Consider the following 16,592-nt stretch of genomic DNA (forward strand, 5'->3'; position numbering starts at 1 on the left):
CCGCCGCGTGTCTCTCACGATGCGCACACGGGACGGCCTTGGAAACGTTCTCGGGAGATTCCGATGCTGGACAAGCTCGATGCCGAATTCGCATTCGGCCGGCAGGCGATGGATGTGCGCGCATACCGGCAGGAACTGCTGTCGTCGAATATCGCGAACGCCGACACGCCCGGCTACAAGGCGCGCGATATCGACTTCGCGTCGTCGCTCGCCGGCGCGCTGAAGAAGACGGGCGGCAGCACCGCCGGCCAAGGCGCATCGAACAGCTCGACGCTCGCGATGACGCAACCCGCGGGCGTGACGAGCGGCATGTCGATGAACACGACCGAGGCCGGCCACATGAGCGGCAAGGCCACGCTGACGGCGACGGGCGGCAGCCCCGACGATTACGGCAACCTGCAATACCGGATTCCGCTGCAGCCGGCGCTCGACGGCAACACGGTCGACGTCGACACCGAGCGCGTGCAGTTCGCCGACAACACGGTGCACTTCGAGTCGGGTATGACGGTCGTGTCGAACCAGATCAAGACGATGCTGTCGGCGATCACGTCGGGCTCGTCGTAAGCCGGGCACGAGCACGGCACCCACGCAGGGCGCATAGCAGCTGAACACAGGCAGCATGCACGCACGAACAGAAACGCTACGGGACTTAACGTAAAGCCGGTGCGAACCGGCAGGAGAGGTCAGGAAACATGCCATCCCTGATGAACATTTTTGGTGTCGCGGGTTCCGCGATGTCGGCGCAGTCGGAGCGGCTCAACGTGACGGCGTCGAACCTGGCCAACGCGGACAGCACGACGGGCCCCGACGGTCAGCCGTATAAGGCCAAGCAGGTCGTGTTCGCGGTGAGCCCGCTCGGCGGCGCGCGCACACGCTCCGGCCAGCAGGTCGGCGGCGTGCAGGTGACGGGCGTGGTCGACGATCCGTCGCCGATGAAGACCGCGTACGAACCCGGCAATCCGGCCGCCGACGCGAACGGCTACGTGACGCTGCCCAACGTCGACCCGGTGCAGGAGATGGTCAACATGATCTCGGCCTCGCGCTCGTACCAGGCCAACGTCGAAACACTGAACACCGCCAAAACCCTGATGCTGAAAACGCTCACGATCGGAACCTGAGGAGAGAGCCTTGACCACCAACACCACGATCGGCGGCAGCGGCACGACCGTTTCGCAGACGCTGCTCGACACGATGAACGGCACGAGCAGCAGCTCGAGCGCGACCAGCTCGACGAGCAGCACGTCTGGCACGTCGGCGGCGGACCTGCAGGACACCTTTCTGCAACTGCTCGTCGCGCAAATGAAGAACCAGGACCCGACCAATCCGATGGACAGCTCGCAGATGACCTCGGAGCTCGCCCAGATCAGCACGGTGCAGGGCATCAGCGACCTCAATACGTCGGTCTCCTCGCTGTCGGCGCAGCTGTCGGCGGGCCAGCAGTCGCAGGCCGCGCTGCTGATCGGTTCGACCGTGCTCGCACCGGGCAACTCGATCACCGTGGCGAGCGGCAAGACGAACGAGTTCGGCGTCACGCTCGCGAACTCCGTCAGCGACCTGCAGATCGTCGTGAAGAACTCGGCCGGCACGATCGTCAATACGCTCGATCTCGGCAAGCAGTCGGCCGGCACGATTCCGGTTGGCTGGACGCCGACCGATTCGGCGGGCAACACGCTCGCCGACGGCACCTACACGATCACCGCGACAGGCACGATCAACGGCCAGCAGGCGACGGCTACCACGCTCACCGGCGCGACGGTGGAAAGCGTCGTCCAGCAGAGCAGCGGCACGCCGGGCCTCGTGCTGTCGAACGGCTCGACGGTCGACCTGACCGGCGTCGCAGCGATCCTGTAGTCCGGATCCATTCAGTTACGACTTTACAGATACGGAGTACGTCATGAGTTACCAAACAGGTTTGAGCGGTCTGTCGGCGTCGTCGAGCGATCTCGACGTGATCGGCAACAACATCGCCAACGCCAACACCGTCGGCTTCAAGAGCGGCACCGCGGAATTCGCCGACATGTACGCCAATTCGGTCGCGACCGCGACGAGCCAGCAGATCGGTATCGGTACGCAACTCTCCGAAGTGCAGCAGCAATTCTCGCAAGGCACGCTCACGACGACGAACCAGGCGCTGAACGTCGCGATCAACGGCAACGGCTTCTTCCAGATGTCGAACAACGGCACGCTGACCTATTCGCGCAACGGCGTGTTTCAGCTCGACAAGAACGGCTTCATCACGAACGCGCAGGGCCTCGATCTGATGGGCTACGCGGCCAATAGCTCGGGCATCGTCAACACCGCGCAGACCGTGCCGCTGACGGTGCCGACCGCGAACATCGCGCCGCAGGCGACCACCTCGATCACCGCGGGCCTGAACCTGAACGCGCAGGACGACATCATGCTCGGCGCGCCGACGGCGACGCCGGGCGGCACCAACGCCGGCACGCTGAGTACGACTGGCGCGACGATCACCAACGCGGCAGCGGGCACCAACACCGACAAGTACACGATCGACTTTACGAGCCCGACAACCTACAAAGTCACGGACAACACGCTCGGCACGACCTCGGCGTCGCAGACCTACACGGCCGGCACCGCGATCACGCTCGGCAACGGCGAGAGCATTACCTTCAGCGGCACGCCGGTGGCCAACGACAGCTACACGATCACGCAGAACCCGACCGCGTTCAACCAGAACAGCTCGTCGACCTACAACTACTCGACGAGCACGACGGTCTACGACACGCTCGGCGGCTCGCAGACCGTCAATATGTACTTCGCGAAGACGGGCTCGGGCACATGGAACGTGTACGCGGGCCCCTCGACCGGCACCGCTTCCCTGATCGGCACGGCGAACTTCAATTCGTCGGGCACGCTGGTCAGCACGACCGACGCGACGACCGGCCTCGCGACCGCGACGCTCGGCGCGTTCACGATGTCGATCCCGACCACCGACGGTTCGGGCACGCCGCAGAACGTCACGTTGAACATGGCCGGCACCACGCAGTACGGCGGCAAGGACGGCGTGAACAGCCTGTCGACCGACGGCTACGCGGCGGGCCAGCTGACGAGCTTCACGGTCGGCTCCGACGGCACGCTGACCGGCAACTACTCGAACGGCCAGACCGCGGCGCTCGGCCAGATTGTGCTCGCGAACTTCTCGAACCAGAACGGCCTCGTCGACCTCGGCAACAACGAGTACGGCCAGACGGCTGCCTCGGGCGTCGCGCAGATTTCGACGCCGGGCTCGACCAATCACGGCGTGCTGCAAGGCGGCGCGGTCGAGAACTCGAACGTCGATCTGACGAGCGAGCTGGTCAACCTGATCACCGCGCAACGCAACTATCAGGCGAACGCGCAGACGATCAAGACCCAGCAGGCCGTCGACCAGACCCTGATCAACCTGTAAGCGAACGGGACCTCTTCATGGATCGGCTGATCTACACCGCGATGTCGGGCAGCGCGCAGGCGCTCGAACAGCAGGCGATCGTCGCGAACAACCTCGCGAACGCGTCGACCACGGGCTTTCGCGCGCAGCTCGAAACCTACCGCGCCGTGCCGATGTCGTTCGGCGACGGCAGCGCGATCAACGACGACACGACCCGTACCTTCGTGCTGTCGTCGACACCGGGCGCCGACTACACGCCGGGGCCGATCCAGCAGACGGGCAATCCGCTCGACGTCGCGATTCAGGGGCCGGGCTGGCTGTCGGTGCAGACCGCCGACGGCAACGAGGCCTACACGCGCGCGGGCAATCTGCACATCGACGAAAACGGCCAGCTCGTGAACGCGACCAATCAGGTCGTGCTCGGCAACGGCGGGCCGGTATCGGTGCCGCCGGGCGCGCAGATCACGATCGGCAAGGACGGCACGGTGTCGGCGCTGACGCCGGGCGATCCGCCCACCGCTGTGGTCACCGTCGATCAGCTGAAGCTGGTCAATCCCGATCCGCAGTCGCTCACGCGCGGCGATGACGGTCTGTTTCGCACCGCCGACGGCAATCCCGCCGACGCCGATCCGACCGTGACGCTCGCGCCGGCGTCGCTCGAAGGCAGCAACGTGAATCCGGTCAGCGCGATGGTCTCGATGATCACCAACGCGCGCCAGTTCCAGATGCAGACGCAGTTGCTGGAAAACGCCGACAAGAACGATCAGTCCGCCAACCAGCTGCTGAGCTTCAGCTAACGGATTGCCGCGGGGCGCCCTACGAGGCGCGCTCCGAGACCGCTTTGCATGGGGCCGGAAAGTAAGCGCTAAAGCGCCAACTCCGCCCGACATTGGAGAACCATAAGTGAACCGCTCACTGTATATCGCCGCCACCGGCATGAATGCGCAACAGGCGCAGATGGACGTGATCTCGAACAACCTCGCGAACGTCAGCACCAACGGCTTCAAGGGCTCGCGCGCGGTGTTCGAGGATCTGCTGTACCAGACCATCCGCCAGCCGGGCGCGAACTCGACGCAGCAAACCGAACTGCCGTCGGGCATCCAGCTCGGCACCGGCGTGCAACAGGTCGCGACCGAGCGTCTGTACACGCAGGGCAACCTGCAGCAGACCGGCAACTCGAAGGACGTCGCGATCAATGGCGCGGGCTTCTTCCAGGTGCAGATGCCCGACGGCACGACGGCCTACACGCGCGACGGCTCGTTCCAGACCAACGCGCAGGGTCAGCTCGTCACGTCGAGCGGCTACCAGGTGATTCCGGCGATCACGATCCCGACCAATGCGACCTCGCTGACGATCGGCAGCGACGGCGCGGTGTCGATCACCGTGGCCGGCTCGAGCAATACGCAGCAGCTCGGCACGATGCAGCTCGCGACCTTCATCAACCCGGCCGGCCTCGACTCGAAGGGCGAGAATCTGTTCGCGGAGACCGCGTCGTCGGGTGCGCCGAACGTGTCGCAACCGGGTCTGAACGCCGCGGGCACGCTCAACCAGGGTTACGTGGAAGCGTCGAACGTGAACGTCGTACAGGAGCTGGTGAACATGATCCAGACGCAGCGCGCGTACGAAATCAACAGCAAGGCCGTGACGACCTCCGACCAGATGCTGCAGACCTTGAGCCAGATGCAGGTTTGAGGACTGGAAATTTAAGGCGGTAAACGATGATGTCGCACTCCACTCGCACTCCGGTTCATTCGCGCACGGCGGAGGCGCTCGTGCAGCTCACGCTGCTCGCCGCGCTCGGCGGCTGCGCGCAACTGCCGAGGGAACCGATCACCCAGCAGCCGATGAACGCGGTGCCGCCGCTGCCGCCGCAGGCGCAGGCGCCGGGCTCGATCTACAACCCGGGCTACGCGGGTCGGCCGCTGTTCGAAGACCAGCGGCCACGCAACGTAGGCGACATCATCACGATCGTGATCGCCGAGAACATCAACGCGACGAAGAACTCGGGCGCGAATGCGAGCCGCAACGGCAGCACGAACTTCAGCGTGCCGACCGCGGGCTTTCTCGGCGGCCTGTTCGCCAAGACCAACCTGAACGCGACCGGTGCCAACGGCTTTACCGGCACCGGCGGCGCGAACGCGTCGAATACGTTCAACGGCACGATCACCGTGACCGTGACCGGCGTGCAGGCGAACGGCAACCTGATCGTGAGCGGTGAGAAACAGATGCTGATCAATCAGGGCAATGAATTCGTGCGCTTTTCCGGTGTCGTGAATCCCAACACGATTTCGAGTCTGAACGCCGTGTACTCAACCCAGGTCGCCGACGCGAAAATCGAATACTCCGCGAAGGGTTACATCAACGAAGCGGAGACCATGGGCTGGCTGCAGCGGTTCTTCCTCAACGTGGCGCCGTGGTGATCATGGGTACCGTCTTCAACACGCTGTCGCGCGCGGGCCGCGCACTGATGTTCGTCGCGCTCGCCTGCGCGGCGCTGCCGGCCGCGACGCCGGCGCACGCGGAGCGCCTGAAGGACCTCGTGCAGATCCAGGGCGTGCGCGACAACCCGCTGATCGGCTACGGCCTCGTGGTCGGCCTCGACGGCACCGGCGACCAGACCACGCAGACGCCGTTCACGACGCAGACGCTCGCGAACATGCTCGCGAACCTCGGCATCTCGATCAACAACCAGGCGGCGGGCTCCAGCAACTCGCAGTCGTCGCTGTCGAACATCCAGTTGAAGAACGTCGCCGCGGTGATGGTGACCGCGGTGCTGCCGCCGTTCGCGCGGCCGGGCGAAGCGATCGACATCACGGTGTCGTCGCTCGGCAATGCGAAAAGCCTGCGCGGCGGCACGCTGCTGCTCACGCCGCTGAAGGGCGCCGACGGCCAGGTGTATGCGCTCGGCCAGGGCAACGTCGCCGTGGGCGGCGCGGGCGCGAGCGCGAACGGCAGCAGGGTGCAGGTCAACCAGCTCGCCGCGGGGCGCATCACCAGCGGCGCGATCGTCGAGCGCTCGGTGCCGACGGCGGTGTCGCAGGCGGGCACCATGCAGCTCGACCTGAACGACATGGACTACGACACCACGCAGCGCGTCGTCGCGGCGATCGACAACGCGTTCGGCAGCGGCACCGCGACCGCGCTCGACGGCCGCACGATCCAGCTGCGCGCGCCGGCCGATCCGCAGCAGCAGGTCTCGTTCATGGCGCAATTGCAGAACCTCGAAGTGCGGCCCGGGCAGGCCGCCGCGAAGGTCATCCTGAACGCCCGCACCGGCTCGATCGTGATGAACCAGATGGTCACGCTGCAGAACTGCGCGGTCGCGCACGGCAATCTGTCGGTCGTGATCAATACGCAGCCGGTGGTGAGCCAGCCGGGCGCGTTCTCGAACGGCCGCACGGTGGTCGCGCAGCAGTCGCAGATCCAGATGAAGCAGGACAACGGCTCGCTGAAACTCGTGAACGCCGGTGCGAACCTCGCCGAAGTGGTGAAGGCGCTCAACGCGCTCGGCGCGACGCCCGCGGATCTGATGTCGATCCTGCAGGCCATGAAAGCAGCCGGCGCATTGCGCGCCGACCTTGAAATCATCTAAGGAGCACGCGAGATGAATTCCGATACGACCAATAGCGTCAACTCCGCCAACGATCTGACCAGCCGGTTCGCGCTCGACGTGCAGGGCTTCGGCGCACTCAGCGCGCAGGCGAAGGCCTCGCCGCAAGCCGGCATGAAGATGGCCGCGCAGCAGTTCGACGCCGTGTTCACGCAGATGATGTTGAAGAGCATGCGCGATGCGACGCCGCAGGACGGTCCGTTCGATTCGCACGACACGGCGACGTTCACGTCGATGATGGATCAGCAGATGGCGCAGCAGCTGTCGAAGAAGGGCATCGGCGTCGCCGACGCGATGCTCAAGCAGCTGATGCGCAACCAGGGCATGCAGGTGGGTGGCGCGAACGGCGCGGGCGCGGCGGGTGGTCTCGCCGGCATGGCCAACGCGCTCGGCGGCGGTAGCGGCGGCGACGAAGGCCAGAGCGCGGCGCTCAACGCGCTCGCGCGTGCCTACGGCAACGCCCAGGCCAACGGTCAGCTCGGGCTCGGCCGCGCCTACTCGGCCAATAGCGCGCTGACGCCGCCGGTGCGCGGCGACGGCAGCTCGTCGAAGGTCGACGCCTTCGTCGACAAGCTCGCCGCGCCGGCGCAGGCCGCGAGCGCGGCGACCGGCATTCCGGCGCGCTTCATCATCGGTCAGGCCGCGCTCGAATCGGGCTGGGGCAAGAGCGAGATCAAGAAGGCCGACGGCTCGACGAGCCACAACGTGTTCGGCATCAAGGCGGGCAACGACTGGACCGGCAAGACCGTGTCGACGGTCACGACCGAATACGTGAACGGCAAGCCGCAGCGCACGGTCGAGAAATTCCGCGCGTACGACTCGTACCAGGAAGCGATGACCGATTACGCGAGCATGTTGAAGAGCAATCCGCGTTACGCGCAGGTGATCAATTCGTCGCGCGATGTGAACGGCTTTGCGAACGGCATGCAGCGCGCCGGTTATGCAACCGATCCGCATTACGCGAAAAAGCTGCTGTCGATCATGCAGAAAATGGGCTGATTAAAAATAACGCACGCGACGGGCATTAAAGCGGTTTTAAAGGTGTCGGTAAAAGCGGCGATAAAAGCAGCAGAAAAACCGGCATCGGTAAAAAGCGCCGCGAGGTCCGGGGCGAGCAAGGTCGCGGAAAATAGGGCAGATACGCTTTTAACGTTTGCGCGAAATTTTCCGGCGAATATTTAAATTGAGCCCCTAAATTTTGGCTCGATGCTGCCGCTAACGAGTTAGACCCGATACCGGAATAGCGCTGTAAGGTCCGGTCGAACGCGTGTGTTGCGGCTTTGCATGAAGACCCTCAGAGTCCATGGCTAGGCCCTGGCACGTGCCCGCAAGAACATGCTTACCGGCAAGCCCATGGATATGAACCAGTCGAACGGCCTGACTGACACGAACGGTCAGCCGCACGTCCCGCAAAACGAGAGCGCTTCCGATTTCGGCCGCCGCAATCCGCTGGAAATCGGCGTGCAGCTGCGCAATATCGTCAATCGCGGCGATTTCCTCACCGTCGAATATGCGGGCGGGCAGATCGTCACGCGCCTGCTCGACGTCGACGTGCGCGAGCGCACCTTCACCTTCGATTGGGGCGCGCTCGCCGATCAGAACAAGGGGCTGCTCAACGCGCCGCGCTGCCAGTTCCACGCGTCGCCCGACGGCGTGCGCGTCGAGTTCACGACCCCGACGCCACGCGAGACGCGCTTCGAGGGAATGCCGGCGTTCGAGGCCGACTTCCCCGAGGTGCTGTTCTACGTGCAGCGTCGCGAGTACTTCCGCGTCGCCGCGCCGATTCTCGACCCGTTCATGTGTACGGGCCGCCTGCCCGACGGCGACACGTTCCGCTTCGAGGTGCACGACCTGTCGCTCGGCGGCGTCGGGATGCGCACGACCGACCTGCGCGTCGCCGCGCTGCCGATGGGCGCGCGCCTGATGGACTGCGAGCTCACGCTCGGCGCGCTCGGCCGTCTGTCGCTCGATCTGCAGCTCGTGTCGCATCGCTCGCTCGCGCTGCCGAACGGCACGCAGCGCTATCAGCTCGGCTTCCGTTTCCTGTCGCTGCCGGGCAGCGCGGAAAACACGCTGCAGCGGCTGATCACGCAGCTCGAAATGAAGCGCCGCTCGCTGGCGCGCTGAGCGGCGAGCCAACGCGCGGTGCCGTGCGCGCGACGCCCGGCACCGCGCGAACGCTTTGGCCGACGAAGCAAACGTTGCACTCGCGTCGGAGGCAACAGCGCGGCAACGTCGCGCAAACGAAGTGGAATGGCCCTCAATTTTTCGCACGGTGGGCCGTTAAAGAGGATGTTCCACTAACGCGGTGGCATGTCTGCGATGCCGCCCTTCAGGATGACGCATGTCCAGCAATCTGTTGAATATCGGCCTTAGCGGACTCAACGCGGCCCAGTGGGGTTTGACGACGACTGGTGAGAACATCAGCAACGCGTCGACACCCGGCTATACGATGGAAACCCCGGTGTATTCGGAGACGGGCGGCACGTATACCGGCTCCGGCTACCTGCCGATGGGCGTCTCCACCGACACCGTGACGCGCGCATACAGCCAGTACCTGACGACCCAGCTGAACACCGCGCAGTCGTCGAGCAGCGCGCTCACCGCGTACAACACGATGATCACCCAGCTCAACAACCTCGTCGGCAGTCCGACCGCCGGGATTGCGAGCGCGATCAGCGGTTACTTCACGGGGCTGCAGAACGTCGCCAACAACGCGTCGAGCGTGTCGGCGCGGCAGACCGCGGTCAGCGACGCGCAGACGCTCGCGAACCAGATCAACGCGGCGGGCCAGCAGTACGACCAGTTGCGCTCGAGCGTCAACACGCAGCTGAGCAACTCGGTTACGCAGATCAATACCTACACCGCGCAGATCGCGTCGCTGAATACGCAGATCACGCAGGCGAGCAACCAGGGCCAGCCGCCGAACCAGCTGCTCGACGAACGCGACCAGGCGGTGTCGAACCTGTCCCAGCTGATCGGCGTGTCGGTCGTGCAGGACAACGGCAGCTATAGCCTGTTCATGTCGAGCGGACAGCCGCTCGTGCTGGCCGGCAACAGCTTCAATCTCGGCACGGCGACTTCGTCGGGTGATCCGAGCGAGCTGTCGGTCCAGTATCTCGGCCAGGCCGGGGCAAAGCCGACACCGACGCCGCAGACGCTGTCCGACACGAGCGTGTCCGGCGGCACGCTGGGCGGACTGCTGCAATTCCGCTCGCAAACGCTCGATCCGGCCGAGGCGCAACTCGGCGCGATCGCGACCAGCTTCGCCGCGCAGGTCAATGCGCAGAACGAACTCGGCCTGACGCTGAACGGCACCGCGGGCGGCGCGCTGTTCACGGTCGGCTCGCCGACCGTGTACGCGAACTCGCAGAACACCGGCAACGCTACGCTCGGCGTCTCGTTCGCCGACGCGACCCAGCCGACCACGGGCGACTACACGCTGTCGTACGACGGCAGCAGCTACACGCTGACCGACAACCAGACCGGCAGCATCGTCGGTTCGGCGGCGAACCTGACCAACCCGATCGGCGGCCTGCAGTTCTCGGTCGCGAGCGGCACGATGAAGGCCGGCGACTCGTTCTCGGTCGAACCGACCCGCGGCGCGCTCGACGGCTTCGCGCTGACCACCACGTCGGCGTCGGCAATCGCGGCCGCGGCGCCGGTGCTCGCGTCGGCGTCGACGTCGAACACCGGCACCGGGACGATCACGCAAGGCACGGTATCTGCCGGCTACAGCGCGCCGACCAGCACCTCGACGATCACTTACACCGCGGGCACCGGCCTGACCGGCTTCCCGGTCGGCACGGTGGTGACAGTCGCCGGCTCGCCGTCCACGCAGTACACGATCAGCTCGGCGACGACCGCGGTGCCATACTCGCCGAGCTCGGGCGCGACGCTGACGATCACCAACCCGAGCAATTCGGCGAGCGCGGGCGTGATGAACAACGTGACGGTCACGATCAGCGGCACGCCCGCCAACGGCGACTCGTTCACGATCGGACCGAACACCGGCGCGACCAACGACGGCCGCAACGCGCAACTGCTGTCGAACCTGACTTCGGCGCAGGTGCTCGACGGCGGCACCTCGACGCTGACGGGCGCGTACGCGAGCTACGTCAACAACATCGGCAACCAGACCACGCAGATCCAGACCTCGGCGACCGCGCAAAGCACGCTCGTCACGCAGATCACGTCGGCGCAGCAGTCGGTGTCGGGCGTCAATATCAATGAGGAAGCGGCCAACCTGCTTCAGTACCAGCAGCTCTATCAGGCCAACAGCAAGGTCATCCAGACGGCGCAGACGCTGTTCCAGACTTTGCTTGGCATCTTCTCGTAAGGCGGAACCATGCGAATTTCGACCCAGCAGTACTTCAGCATGAACGTCGCGAACATGAGCAATCAGCAGGCTCAGTTGTCGCAGATCTATCAGGAAATCTCGAGCGGCCAGAGCCTGACCACGCCCGCCGACAATCCGCTCGGCGCCGCGCAGGCCGTGCAGCTCAGCTCGACGGCGTCCGCGCTGTCGCAGTACACGACGAACCAGAACGCGGCGCTCACGTCGTTGCAGGCCGAGGACTCGACGCTCTCCACCGTCATCACGACGTTGCAAAGCGCGAACACGTTAGGCCTGCGCGCCGGCGACGGCGGTTTGAACGACGCCGACCGCACGGCGATCGCCGCGCAGCTGACCAGCCTGCGCGACCAGCTCGTCACCTACGCGAATGCGACCGACAGCTCGGGCAATGCGCTGTTCGCCGGTTTCCAGAATTCGACCCAGGCCTTCACGACCGATGCGGCCGGCAACGTCACCTATACGGGCGACACGGGCACGCGCACCGTGCAGGTCACCGATAGCAACGCGGTCTCGACCGGTGACAATGGGCTGTCGGTGTTCATGAGCGTCGGTGCGACCAACGCGCAGCCGATCGCCTCGGGCGACCCGGCCAATACCGGCAGCGGCGTGATCGGCGCGGTGTCGGTCAAGGATCCGACCAACGCGGGGAACGCGGACTCGTACCAGATCCAGTTCAGCGGCAGCGGCAGCTCGCTCACCTACACGGTCACTGACACGACGACTGGCGTCGCGGGTACGGCGCAGCCGTACACGGCGGGCTCGGACATCACGATCGCGGGCCAGACCGTCGAAATCACAGGCACGCCGGCCGCCAACGACAAATTCACGGTGCAGCCGGCCAATCAGGCGGGCACCAACGTGTTCGCGAACCTGAACGCGATGATCGCCGCGCTCCAGCAGCCGGTGAGCGGCGACCCCGCGGCCTCGGCGAAGCTGCAGAACGCGTTGAATACGGGCCTGTCGCAGCTAGGCAACACGCTGAACAACGTCACCGCGGTGCAGGCATCGGTCGGCGGCCGCGAGCAGGAAGTCAAGGCGCTGCAAACGGTCACGGAGACCAACTCACTGCAAACGCAAAGCGATCTCGCGGACCTGACCCAGACCGACATGGTCTCGACGATCAGCGAGTACACGATGCAGCAGGCGGCCTTGCAGGCTTCGCAGCAAGCGTTCGTGCAGATCCAGAACATGTCGCTGTTCCAGTACATCAACAGCTGATGCCGCTGCGGCGGCGCAATAAAGAAACCGGCTCGCGCCGGTTTTTTTATGTCCGCGATTTTCGGCGTTATCTCAGCGCCGCCGCGACCCGTCCCATCTCATCGATGCCGTTATCGAACAAGCGCACGAAGAACGGGATCATGTTCGGCAGCATCAGCTGCACGAGCAGCAGGCCGACCAGCATCGTCAGCGGAAAGCCGATCTGGAACACGCCGATCTGCGGCGCCGCGCGATTGAGAATGCCGAGCGCGAGGTTCGCGATCAGCAGTGCGACGACGACCGGCAACGCGAGCAGCAGCCCCGCCGAGAAGATCGAGCCGCCCCAGTTCGCGAGCGTCTGCCAACCGTGCGGCGCGAGCAGGTTCGCCGACACCGGCACCGACTGGAACGTCGTCACGAGCGCGGCAATCATCTGCAGATGACCGTCGACGGCGAGAAACACCAGCGTCGCGATCGTCGTCATGTAGCGTGAGATCACGACGCCCGAGCCGGTCGCCTGCTGGTCGAAGAAGGTCGCGAAGCCAAGGCCCATGCCGAGGCCGATGAAGTAGCCGGTCGCGTCGATCGCCTGGAACACGACCTGCATCGTCACGCCGAGCGCGATGCCGATCAGGAACTGGTTGACGAGAATCCACACGCCGGCCGCGGAGAACACGGTGACCTGCGGCAGCGCGCCGATCGTCGGGGCGACGATGATCGTCGCGAACGCGGCGAGACCGATTTTCACGCGCGAGGGCAGCGACATGTTGCCGAGCACCGGCGCGGTCGCGATCAGCGCGGCGATGCGCGCGAACGGCCACAGGAACGCGGTCAGCCAGACGTTCAGTTGCGCGTAGGTGACCGTGAACATGGAGTGGGGAGGGCAGGCGTGCCAGCGGCGCTCAGTTGACGAGCGTCGGAATGCTGGTGATCGTGTGGCGCAGATAGTCGAGCATCGTGGTCAGCATCCATGGTCCGGCGATCACGAGCGTGAGCGCGATCGCGAGCAGCTTCGGGATGAACGACAGCGTGCTTTCGTTGATCTGCGTGGCCGCCTGGAACAGGCTCACGACCAGACCGACGACGAGCGCGACGAGCAGCAGCGGGGCGGCCAGCACGAGGCCGACGTACATGGCCTGGTGGGCCAGCGTCATGACTGCTTCGGGTGTCATCGTGAGTGCCTGAAGAACAAGGAGTCGAAAAAATATCAGACGAAGCTCTGCGCGAGCGAGCCGAGCAGCAACTGCCAGCCGTCGACGAGCACGAACAGCATCAGCTTGAACGGCAGCGAAATCGTCGCCGGCGACACCATCATCATGCCCATTGACATCAGCACGCTCGCGACCACCATGTCGATGATCAGGAACGGAATGAAGATCGTGAAGCCGATCGTGAAGCCGGTCTTCAACTCGCTCGTCACGAACGACGGCACCAGCAGCGACAGCGGCACGTCTTCGGGCCCCTGCATCGGCGCCGCGTGCGAGATGCGCGCGAACAGCGCAAGGTCGCTTTCGCGGGTCTGACGCAGCATGAAGGTCTTGAACGGCGCGACGCCGCGCGCCACCGCCTGATCCATCGACATCGTGCCTTCGGAGAACGGCTTGTAACCTTCGTTATAGGCTTTATCGAGCACCGGCGACATCACGAACAGCGTGAGAAACAGCGCGAGACCGACGACCACCTGGTTCGGCGGCGTCGTGGTCGTGCCGAGCGCCTGGCGCAGCAGCGACAACACGATCACGATGCGCGTGAAGCTCGTCATCATCAGCACCATCGCGGGCAGGAACGACAGCATCGTGAGCAGCAGCATCGTCTGCACGCTCAGCGAGTAGGTCGTGCCGCCGTTGGGGCCGGGGCTCGTCGTGAACGCCGGCAGGCCGGCGGTTTGCGCGAAAGACAGCGTCGGCAGCGCGAACAGCAGTGCCGGCAGCGCGAGTTGAAGCGCTGCGGGGAGCGCCCGCCCCGCACGGCGCGTAAGCGTGAAGAACCAGGCTGACTGCCTGAAACTGACCTGCATTACCGATCCCCGCCGCGGTGCGCGTTGAAGCGTTTGCCCACTTCGCCTTTCAGGGCGTCGCGAAAGCGTTGACCAAAAGTGCCGGAAAGCGGTGCAGGCGAAGCGGCAACCGTATCGGCCGCGACGGAACCCGCCGGCATCGTATGCAGCAGCCGCACGTTGCCGGGCGCGGCGCCGACCACGAGCCACGTATCGCCGATCTCGACGACCGCGACGCGTTCCTTGCCACCGAGCGAAGCGCCGCCGACCGTCTTCACGAGACCGCCGCGCTGACCCGGTTGCAGGCCGAAGCGTCGCGCGAGCCATGCGCAGCCGAACACGAGGCCGATCACGACCGCGAGCCCGACGAAGGTTTGCAGGACCGCGCCGACGCCGAGCGCCGGCACCGCGCTACCCGCGCCGACACCGGAGGCGATCTTCGCGGCGTTGTTGACCGCGTTCATGTCGGCGGCGTGCGCGACGGTGGACGCGAAAAGCGACGCGAGCAGCACGCCGCGACCTGCCAAACGTTTCATCGATTGAGTTTCCGGATGCGTTCGGACGGCGTGATGATGTCGGTCAGCCGGATACCGAACTTGTCGTTGACGACCACCACCTCGCCCTGCGCGATCAGGCAGCCGTTGACGAGCACGTCCATCGGTTCGCCGGCCATGCCGTCGAGTTCGACGACCGAGCCCTGCGCGAGCTGCAGCAGATTACGGATCGCGATCTTGGTGCGGCCGAGTTCGACCGTCATCTGGACGGGAATGTCCAGGATCATGTCGATGTCGTTGTGCGTCGAGGTCGGCGCGGCCTTCGACAGCGGCTGGAACACGGCGCCCGCGGCCGGGTTGATTTCGTCGTTGCCGTTCTGCTCGGCGAGCGCGCTTGCCCAGTCGGCCATCGCCGCGTCGTCTTCCACGGCGGACAGCTCGCCGGCGGCGAGTTGCTCGGCTGCCGCGAGATCGGTCTCGGGCTTTGCGTTCAGGTCACTCATATCCACCTTCCTTCATCGTGTCGGCTGCGCTGATCATCTTCTGGACCCGCAACGCGTACTGACCATTGAAAATTCCGTAGCCGCATTCCATCACCGGCACGCCGTCTACTTTCGCGGTGATGTGCTCGGGGATGTTGATCGGCAGAACATCGCCTTTGCGCATGTTCAGGATCTGTTCGAACGTGACCGGCACCTGCGCGAGATCGGCGCTCAGCTGCACTTCGGCGGCCTGCACCTGCTGCGACAGCACGCGCACCCAGCGTCGGTCGACGTCCATCGCCTCGCCCTGGATCGGCGACGAGAGAATGTCGCGGATCGGCTCGATCATCGAGTAGGGCATGCAGATGTGCAGCGTGCCGCCCGTCGAGCCGAACTCGATCGAGAACTGCGTGACGATGACGATTTCGTTCGGCGTCGCGACGTTGGCGAACTGCGTATGCATTTCCGAGCGCACGTATTCGAACTGCAGCGGACGCACGCTCTTCCATGACGCCGCGTAGTGCTCGAACGTCAGATTGAGCAGCTTCGTGATGATGCGCTGCTCGGTCTGCGTGAAATCGCGTCCTTCGACGCGCGTATGGAAACGGCCGTCGCCGCCGAACAGGTTGTCGACCACGAAGAACACGAGGTTCGGATCGAACACGAACAGCGACGTGCCGCGCAGCGGCTTCACGTGGACCAGGTTCAGGTTGGTCGGGATCGGCAGGTTGCGCGTGAACTCGCTGTACTTCTGCACCTTCACCGGGCCGACGGAAATTTCCGCCGAGCGCCGCATGAAGTTGAAAATGCCGACGCGCAACAGGCGCGCGAAGCGGTCGTTGATGATTTCGAGGCCCGGCATCCGGCCACGGACGATACGTTCCTGCGTGGCGATGTTGTACGGCCGCACGCCCGTGCGGTCGTTTTGCTCGGATTCCGTGTCGGATTCGCCGGTGACGCCCTTCAGAAGGGCATCGACCTCCTCCTGGGACATGAACTCTTCGTGGCCCATTGCTTATTCCTCGTGCGTCCCTTGGCGATTGATGATGGCAGCGCTTGACAACGTCA

At 65.0% G+C, this 16,592-nt stretch carries 18 protein-coding genes; 12 read left to right on the forward strand and 6 right to left on the reverse strand.

Annotated elements, in window-relative coordinates; genetic code table 11:
* The first annotated feature begins 63 nt into the window (after positions 1 to 63).
* The 12 genes from flgB to flgL all read left to right on the forward strand — a co-directional run bounded on the left by flgB (position 64) and on the right by flgL (position 12,573).
* Positions 64 to 564, forward strand: coding sequence for a flagellar basal body rod protein FlgB (flgB, locus tag F6X39_RS01580; protein WP_090802505.1), 501 nt, complete (start codon positions 64 to 66; stop codon positions 562 to 564).
* 128 nt (positions 565 to 692) lie between these two features.
* Positions 693 to 1,118, forward strand: coding sequence for a flagellar basal body rod protein FlgC (gene flgC, locus F6X39_RS01585; RefSeq protein ID WP_026225509.1), 426 nt, complete (start codon positions 693 to 695; stop codon positions 1,116 to 1,118).
* A gap of 10 nt (positions 1,119 to 1,128) precedes the next feature.
* Complete coding sequence (locus F6X39_RS01590) at positions 1,129 to 1,851, forward strand: flagellar hook assembly protein FlgD (RefSeq protein ID WP_187615290.1); 723 nt, start codon at positions 1,129 to 1,131, stop codon at positions 1,849 to 1,851.
* Positions 1,852 to 1,894: 43 nt separating this feature from the next.
* Complete coding sequence (locus tag F6X39_RS01595; protein WP_187615292.1) at positions 1,895 to 3,409, forward strand: flagellar hook protein FlgE; 1,515 nt, start codon at positions 1,895 to 1,897, stop codon at positions 3,407 to 3,409.
* A gap of 17 nt (positions 3,410 to 3,426) precedes the next feature.
* On the forward strand, positions 3,427 to 4,185 hold the full coding sequence (gene flgF, locus F6X39_RS01600) for a flagellar basal-body rod protein FlgF (protein WP_090802512.1): 759 nt from the start codon (positions 3,427 to 3,429) through the stop codon (positions 4,183 to 4,185).
* 106 nt (positions 4,186 to 4,291) lie between these two features.
* Positions 4,292 to 5,080 carry a flagellar basal-body rod protein FlgG gene (gene flgG / locus F6X39_RS01605; RefSeq protein WP_018418763.1) on the forward strand — a complete coding sequence of 263 codons (789 nt, stop codon included), beginning with the start codon at positions 4,292 to 4,294 and terminating at the stop codon, positions 5,078 to 5,080.
* A 29-nt stretch (positions 5,081 to 5,109) separates the two neighbouring features.
* A complete protein-coding gene (gene flgH / locus F6X39_RS01610; RefSeq protein ID WP_184035104.1) occupies positions 5,110 to 5,808 on the forward strand; it encodes a flagellar basal body L-ring protein FlgH in 699 nt (232 codons plus the stop codon).
* A 2-nt stretch (positions 5,809 to 5,810) separates the two neighbouring features.
* Positions 5,811 to 6,980, forward strand: a complete 1,170-nt coding sequence (locus F6X39_RS01615) for a flagellar basal body P-ring protein FlgI (RefSeq protein WP_026225507.1) — start codon at positions 5,811 to 5,813, stop codon at positions 6,978 to 6,980.
* 12 nt (positions 6,981 to 6,992) lie between these two features.
* Positions 6,993 to 7,997, forward strand: coding sequence for a flagellar assembly peptidoglycan hydrolase FlgJ (gene flgJ, locus F6X39_RS01620; RefSeq protein ID WP_187615294.1), 1,005 nt, complete (start codon positions 6,993 to 6,995; stop codon positions 7,995 to 7,997).
* A 354-nt stretch (positions 7,998 to 8,351) separates the two neighbouring features.
* A complete protein-coding gene (locus F6X39_RS01625; RefSeq protein WP_187615296.1) occupies positions 8,352 to 9,125 on the forward strand; it encodes a flagellar brake protein in 774 nt (257 codons plus the stop codon).
* Positions 9,126 to 9,342: 217 nt separating this feature from the next.
* Positions 9,343 to 11,337: a flagellar hook-associated protein FlgK gene (flgK, locus tag F6X39_RS01630; RefSeq protein ID WP_187615298.1), complete on the forward strand. Its 1,995-nt coding sequence runs from the start codon at positions 9,343 to 9,345 to the stop codon at positions 11,335 to 11,337.
* 9 nt (positions 11,338 to 11,346) lie between these two features.
* Positions 11,347 to 12,573: a flagellar hook-associated protein FlgL gene (flgL, locus tag F6X39_RS01635; protein WP_187615300.1), complete on the forward strand. Its 1,227-nt coding sequence runs from the start codon at positions 11,347 to 11,349 to the stop codon at positions 12,571 to 12,573.
* A 67-nt stretch (positions 12,574 to 12,640) separates the two neighbouring features.
* Here flgL and fliR read toward each other — a convergent pair whose 3' ends face one another.
* The 6 genes from fliR to fliM are packed head-to-tail and all read right to left on the reverse strand — an operon-like array spanning position 12,641 to position 16,536.
* Positions 12,641 to 13,423: a flagellar biosynthetic protein FliR gene (gene fliR, locus F6X39_RS01640; protein ID WP_184051828.1), complete on the reverse strand. Its 783-nt coding sequence runs from the start codon at positions 13,421 to 13,423 to the stop codon at positions 12,641 to 12,643.
* Between the two features lie 31 nt (positions 13,424 to 13,454).
* On the reverse strand, positions 13,455 to 13,724 hold the full coding sequence (fliQ, locus tag F6X39_RS01645) for a flagellar biosynthesis protein FliQ (protein ID WP_090802525.1): 270 nt from the start codon (positions 13,722 to 13,724) through the stop codon (positions 13,455 to 13,457).
* A gap of 35 nt (positions 13,725 to 13,759) precedes the next feature.
* Positions 13,760 to 14,569 (reverse strand): flagellar type III secretion system pore protein FliP, encoded by an 810-nt coding sequence (gene fliP, locus F6X39_RS01650; RefSeq protein ID WP_184069741.1) that lies wholly within the window; start codon positions 14,567 to 14,569, stop codon positions 13,760 to 13,762.
* On the reverse strand, positions 14,569 to 15,084 hold the full coding sequence (gene fliO, locus F6X39_RS01655; protein ID WP_187615302.1) for a flagellar biosynthetic protein FliO: 516 nt from the start codon (positions 15,082 to 15,084) through the stop codon (positions 14,569 to 14,571). The genes fliP and fliO overlap by 1 nt, the downstream gene beginning before the upstream one ends.
* Positions 15,081 to 15,545, reverse strand: coding sequence for a flagellar motor switch protein FliN (gene fliN, locus F6X39_RS01660; RefSeq protein WP_090802529.1), 465 nt, complete (start codon positions 15,543 to 15,545; stop codon positions 15,081 to 15,083). The genes fliO and fliN overlap by 4 nt, the downstream gene beginning before the upstream one ends.
* Complete coding sequence (gene fliM / locus F6X39_RS01665) at positions 15,538 to 16,536, reverse strand: flagellar motor switch protein FliM (RefSeq protein WP_184065889.1); 999 nt, start codon at positions 16,534 to 16,536, stop codon at positions 15,538 to 15,540. The genes fliN and fliM overlap by 8 nt, the downstream gene beginning before the upstream one ends.
* Between the last annotated feature and the right edge of the window lie 56 nt (positions 16,537 to 16,592).

Source organism: Paraburkholderia sp. UCT2 (assembly GCF_014397665.1).
GTDB lineage: Bacteria > Pseudomonadota > Gammaproteobacteria > Burkholderiales > Burkholderiaceae > Paraburkholderia > Paraburkholderia tuberum.

What these genes read in the sequence shown, in the direction of transcription:
- flgB (WP_090802505.1), top strand. Translation starts at nt 64, where the DNA reads ATGCTGGACAAGCTCGATGCCGAATTCGCATTCGGCCGGCAGGCGATG.
- flgC (WP_026225509.1), top strand. Translation starts at nt 693, where the DNA reads ATGCCATCCCTGATGAACATTTTTGGTGTCGCGGGTTCCGCGATGTCG.
- F6X39_RS01595 (WP_187615292.1), top strand. Translation starts at nt 1,895, where the DNA reads ATGAGTTACCAAACAGGTTTGAGCGGTCTGTCGGCGTCGTCGAGCGAT.
- flgF (WP_090802512.1), top strand. Translation starts at nt 3,427, where the DNA reads ATGGATCGGCTGATCTACACCGCGATGTCGGGCAGCGCGCAGGCGCTC.
- flgH (WP_184035104.1), top strand. Translation starts at nt 5,110, where the DNA reads ATGTCGCACTCCACTCGCACTCCGGTTCATTCGCGCACGGCGGAGGCG.
- F6X39_RS01615 (WP_026225507.1), top strand. Translation starts at nt 5,811, where the DNA reads ATGGGTACCGTCTTCAACACGCTGTCGCGCGCGGGCCGCGCACTGATG.
- flgJ (WP_187615294.1), top strand. Translation starts at nt 6,993, where the DNA reads ATGAATTCCGATACGACCAATAGCGTCAACTCCGCCAACGATCTGACC.
- F6X39_RS01625 (WP_187615296.1), top strand. Translation starts at nt 8,352, where the DNA reads ATGGATATGAACCAGTCGAACGGCCTGACTGACACGAACGGTCAGCCG.
- flgK (WP_187615298.1), top strand. Translation starts at nt 9,343, where the DNA reads ATGTCCAGCAATCTGTTGAATATCGGCCTTAGCGGACTCAACGCGGCC.
- flgL (WP_187615300.1), top strand. Translation starts at nt 11,347, where the DNA reads ATGCGAATTTCGACCCAGCAGTACTTCAGCATGAACGTCGCGAACATG.
- fliR (WP_184051828.1), bottom strand. Translation starts at nt 13,423, where the DNA reads ATGTTCACGGTCACCTACGCGCAACTGAACGTCTGGCTGACCGCGTTC.
- fliQ (WP_090802525.1), bottom strand. Translation starts at nt 13,724, where the DNA reads ATGACACCCGAAGCAGTCATGACGCTGGCCCACCAGGCCATGTACGTC.
- fliP (WP_184069741.1), bottom strand. Translation starts at nt 14,569, where the DNA reads ATGCAGGTCAGTTTCAGGCAGTCAGCCTGGTTCTTCACGCTTACGCGC.
- fliO (WP_187615302.1), bottom strand. Translation starts at nt 15,084, where the DNA reads ATGAAACGTTTGGCAGGTCGCGGCGTGCTGCTCGCGTCGCTTTTCGCG.
- fliN (WP_090802529.1), bottom strand. Translation starts at nt 15,545, where the DNA reads ATGAGTGACCTGAACGCAAAGCCCGAGACCGATCTCGCGGCAGCCGAG.
- fliM (WP_184065889.1), bottom strand. Translation starts at nt 16,536, where the DNA reads ATGGGCCACGAAGAGTTCATGTCCCAGGAGGAGGTCGATGCCCTTCTG.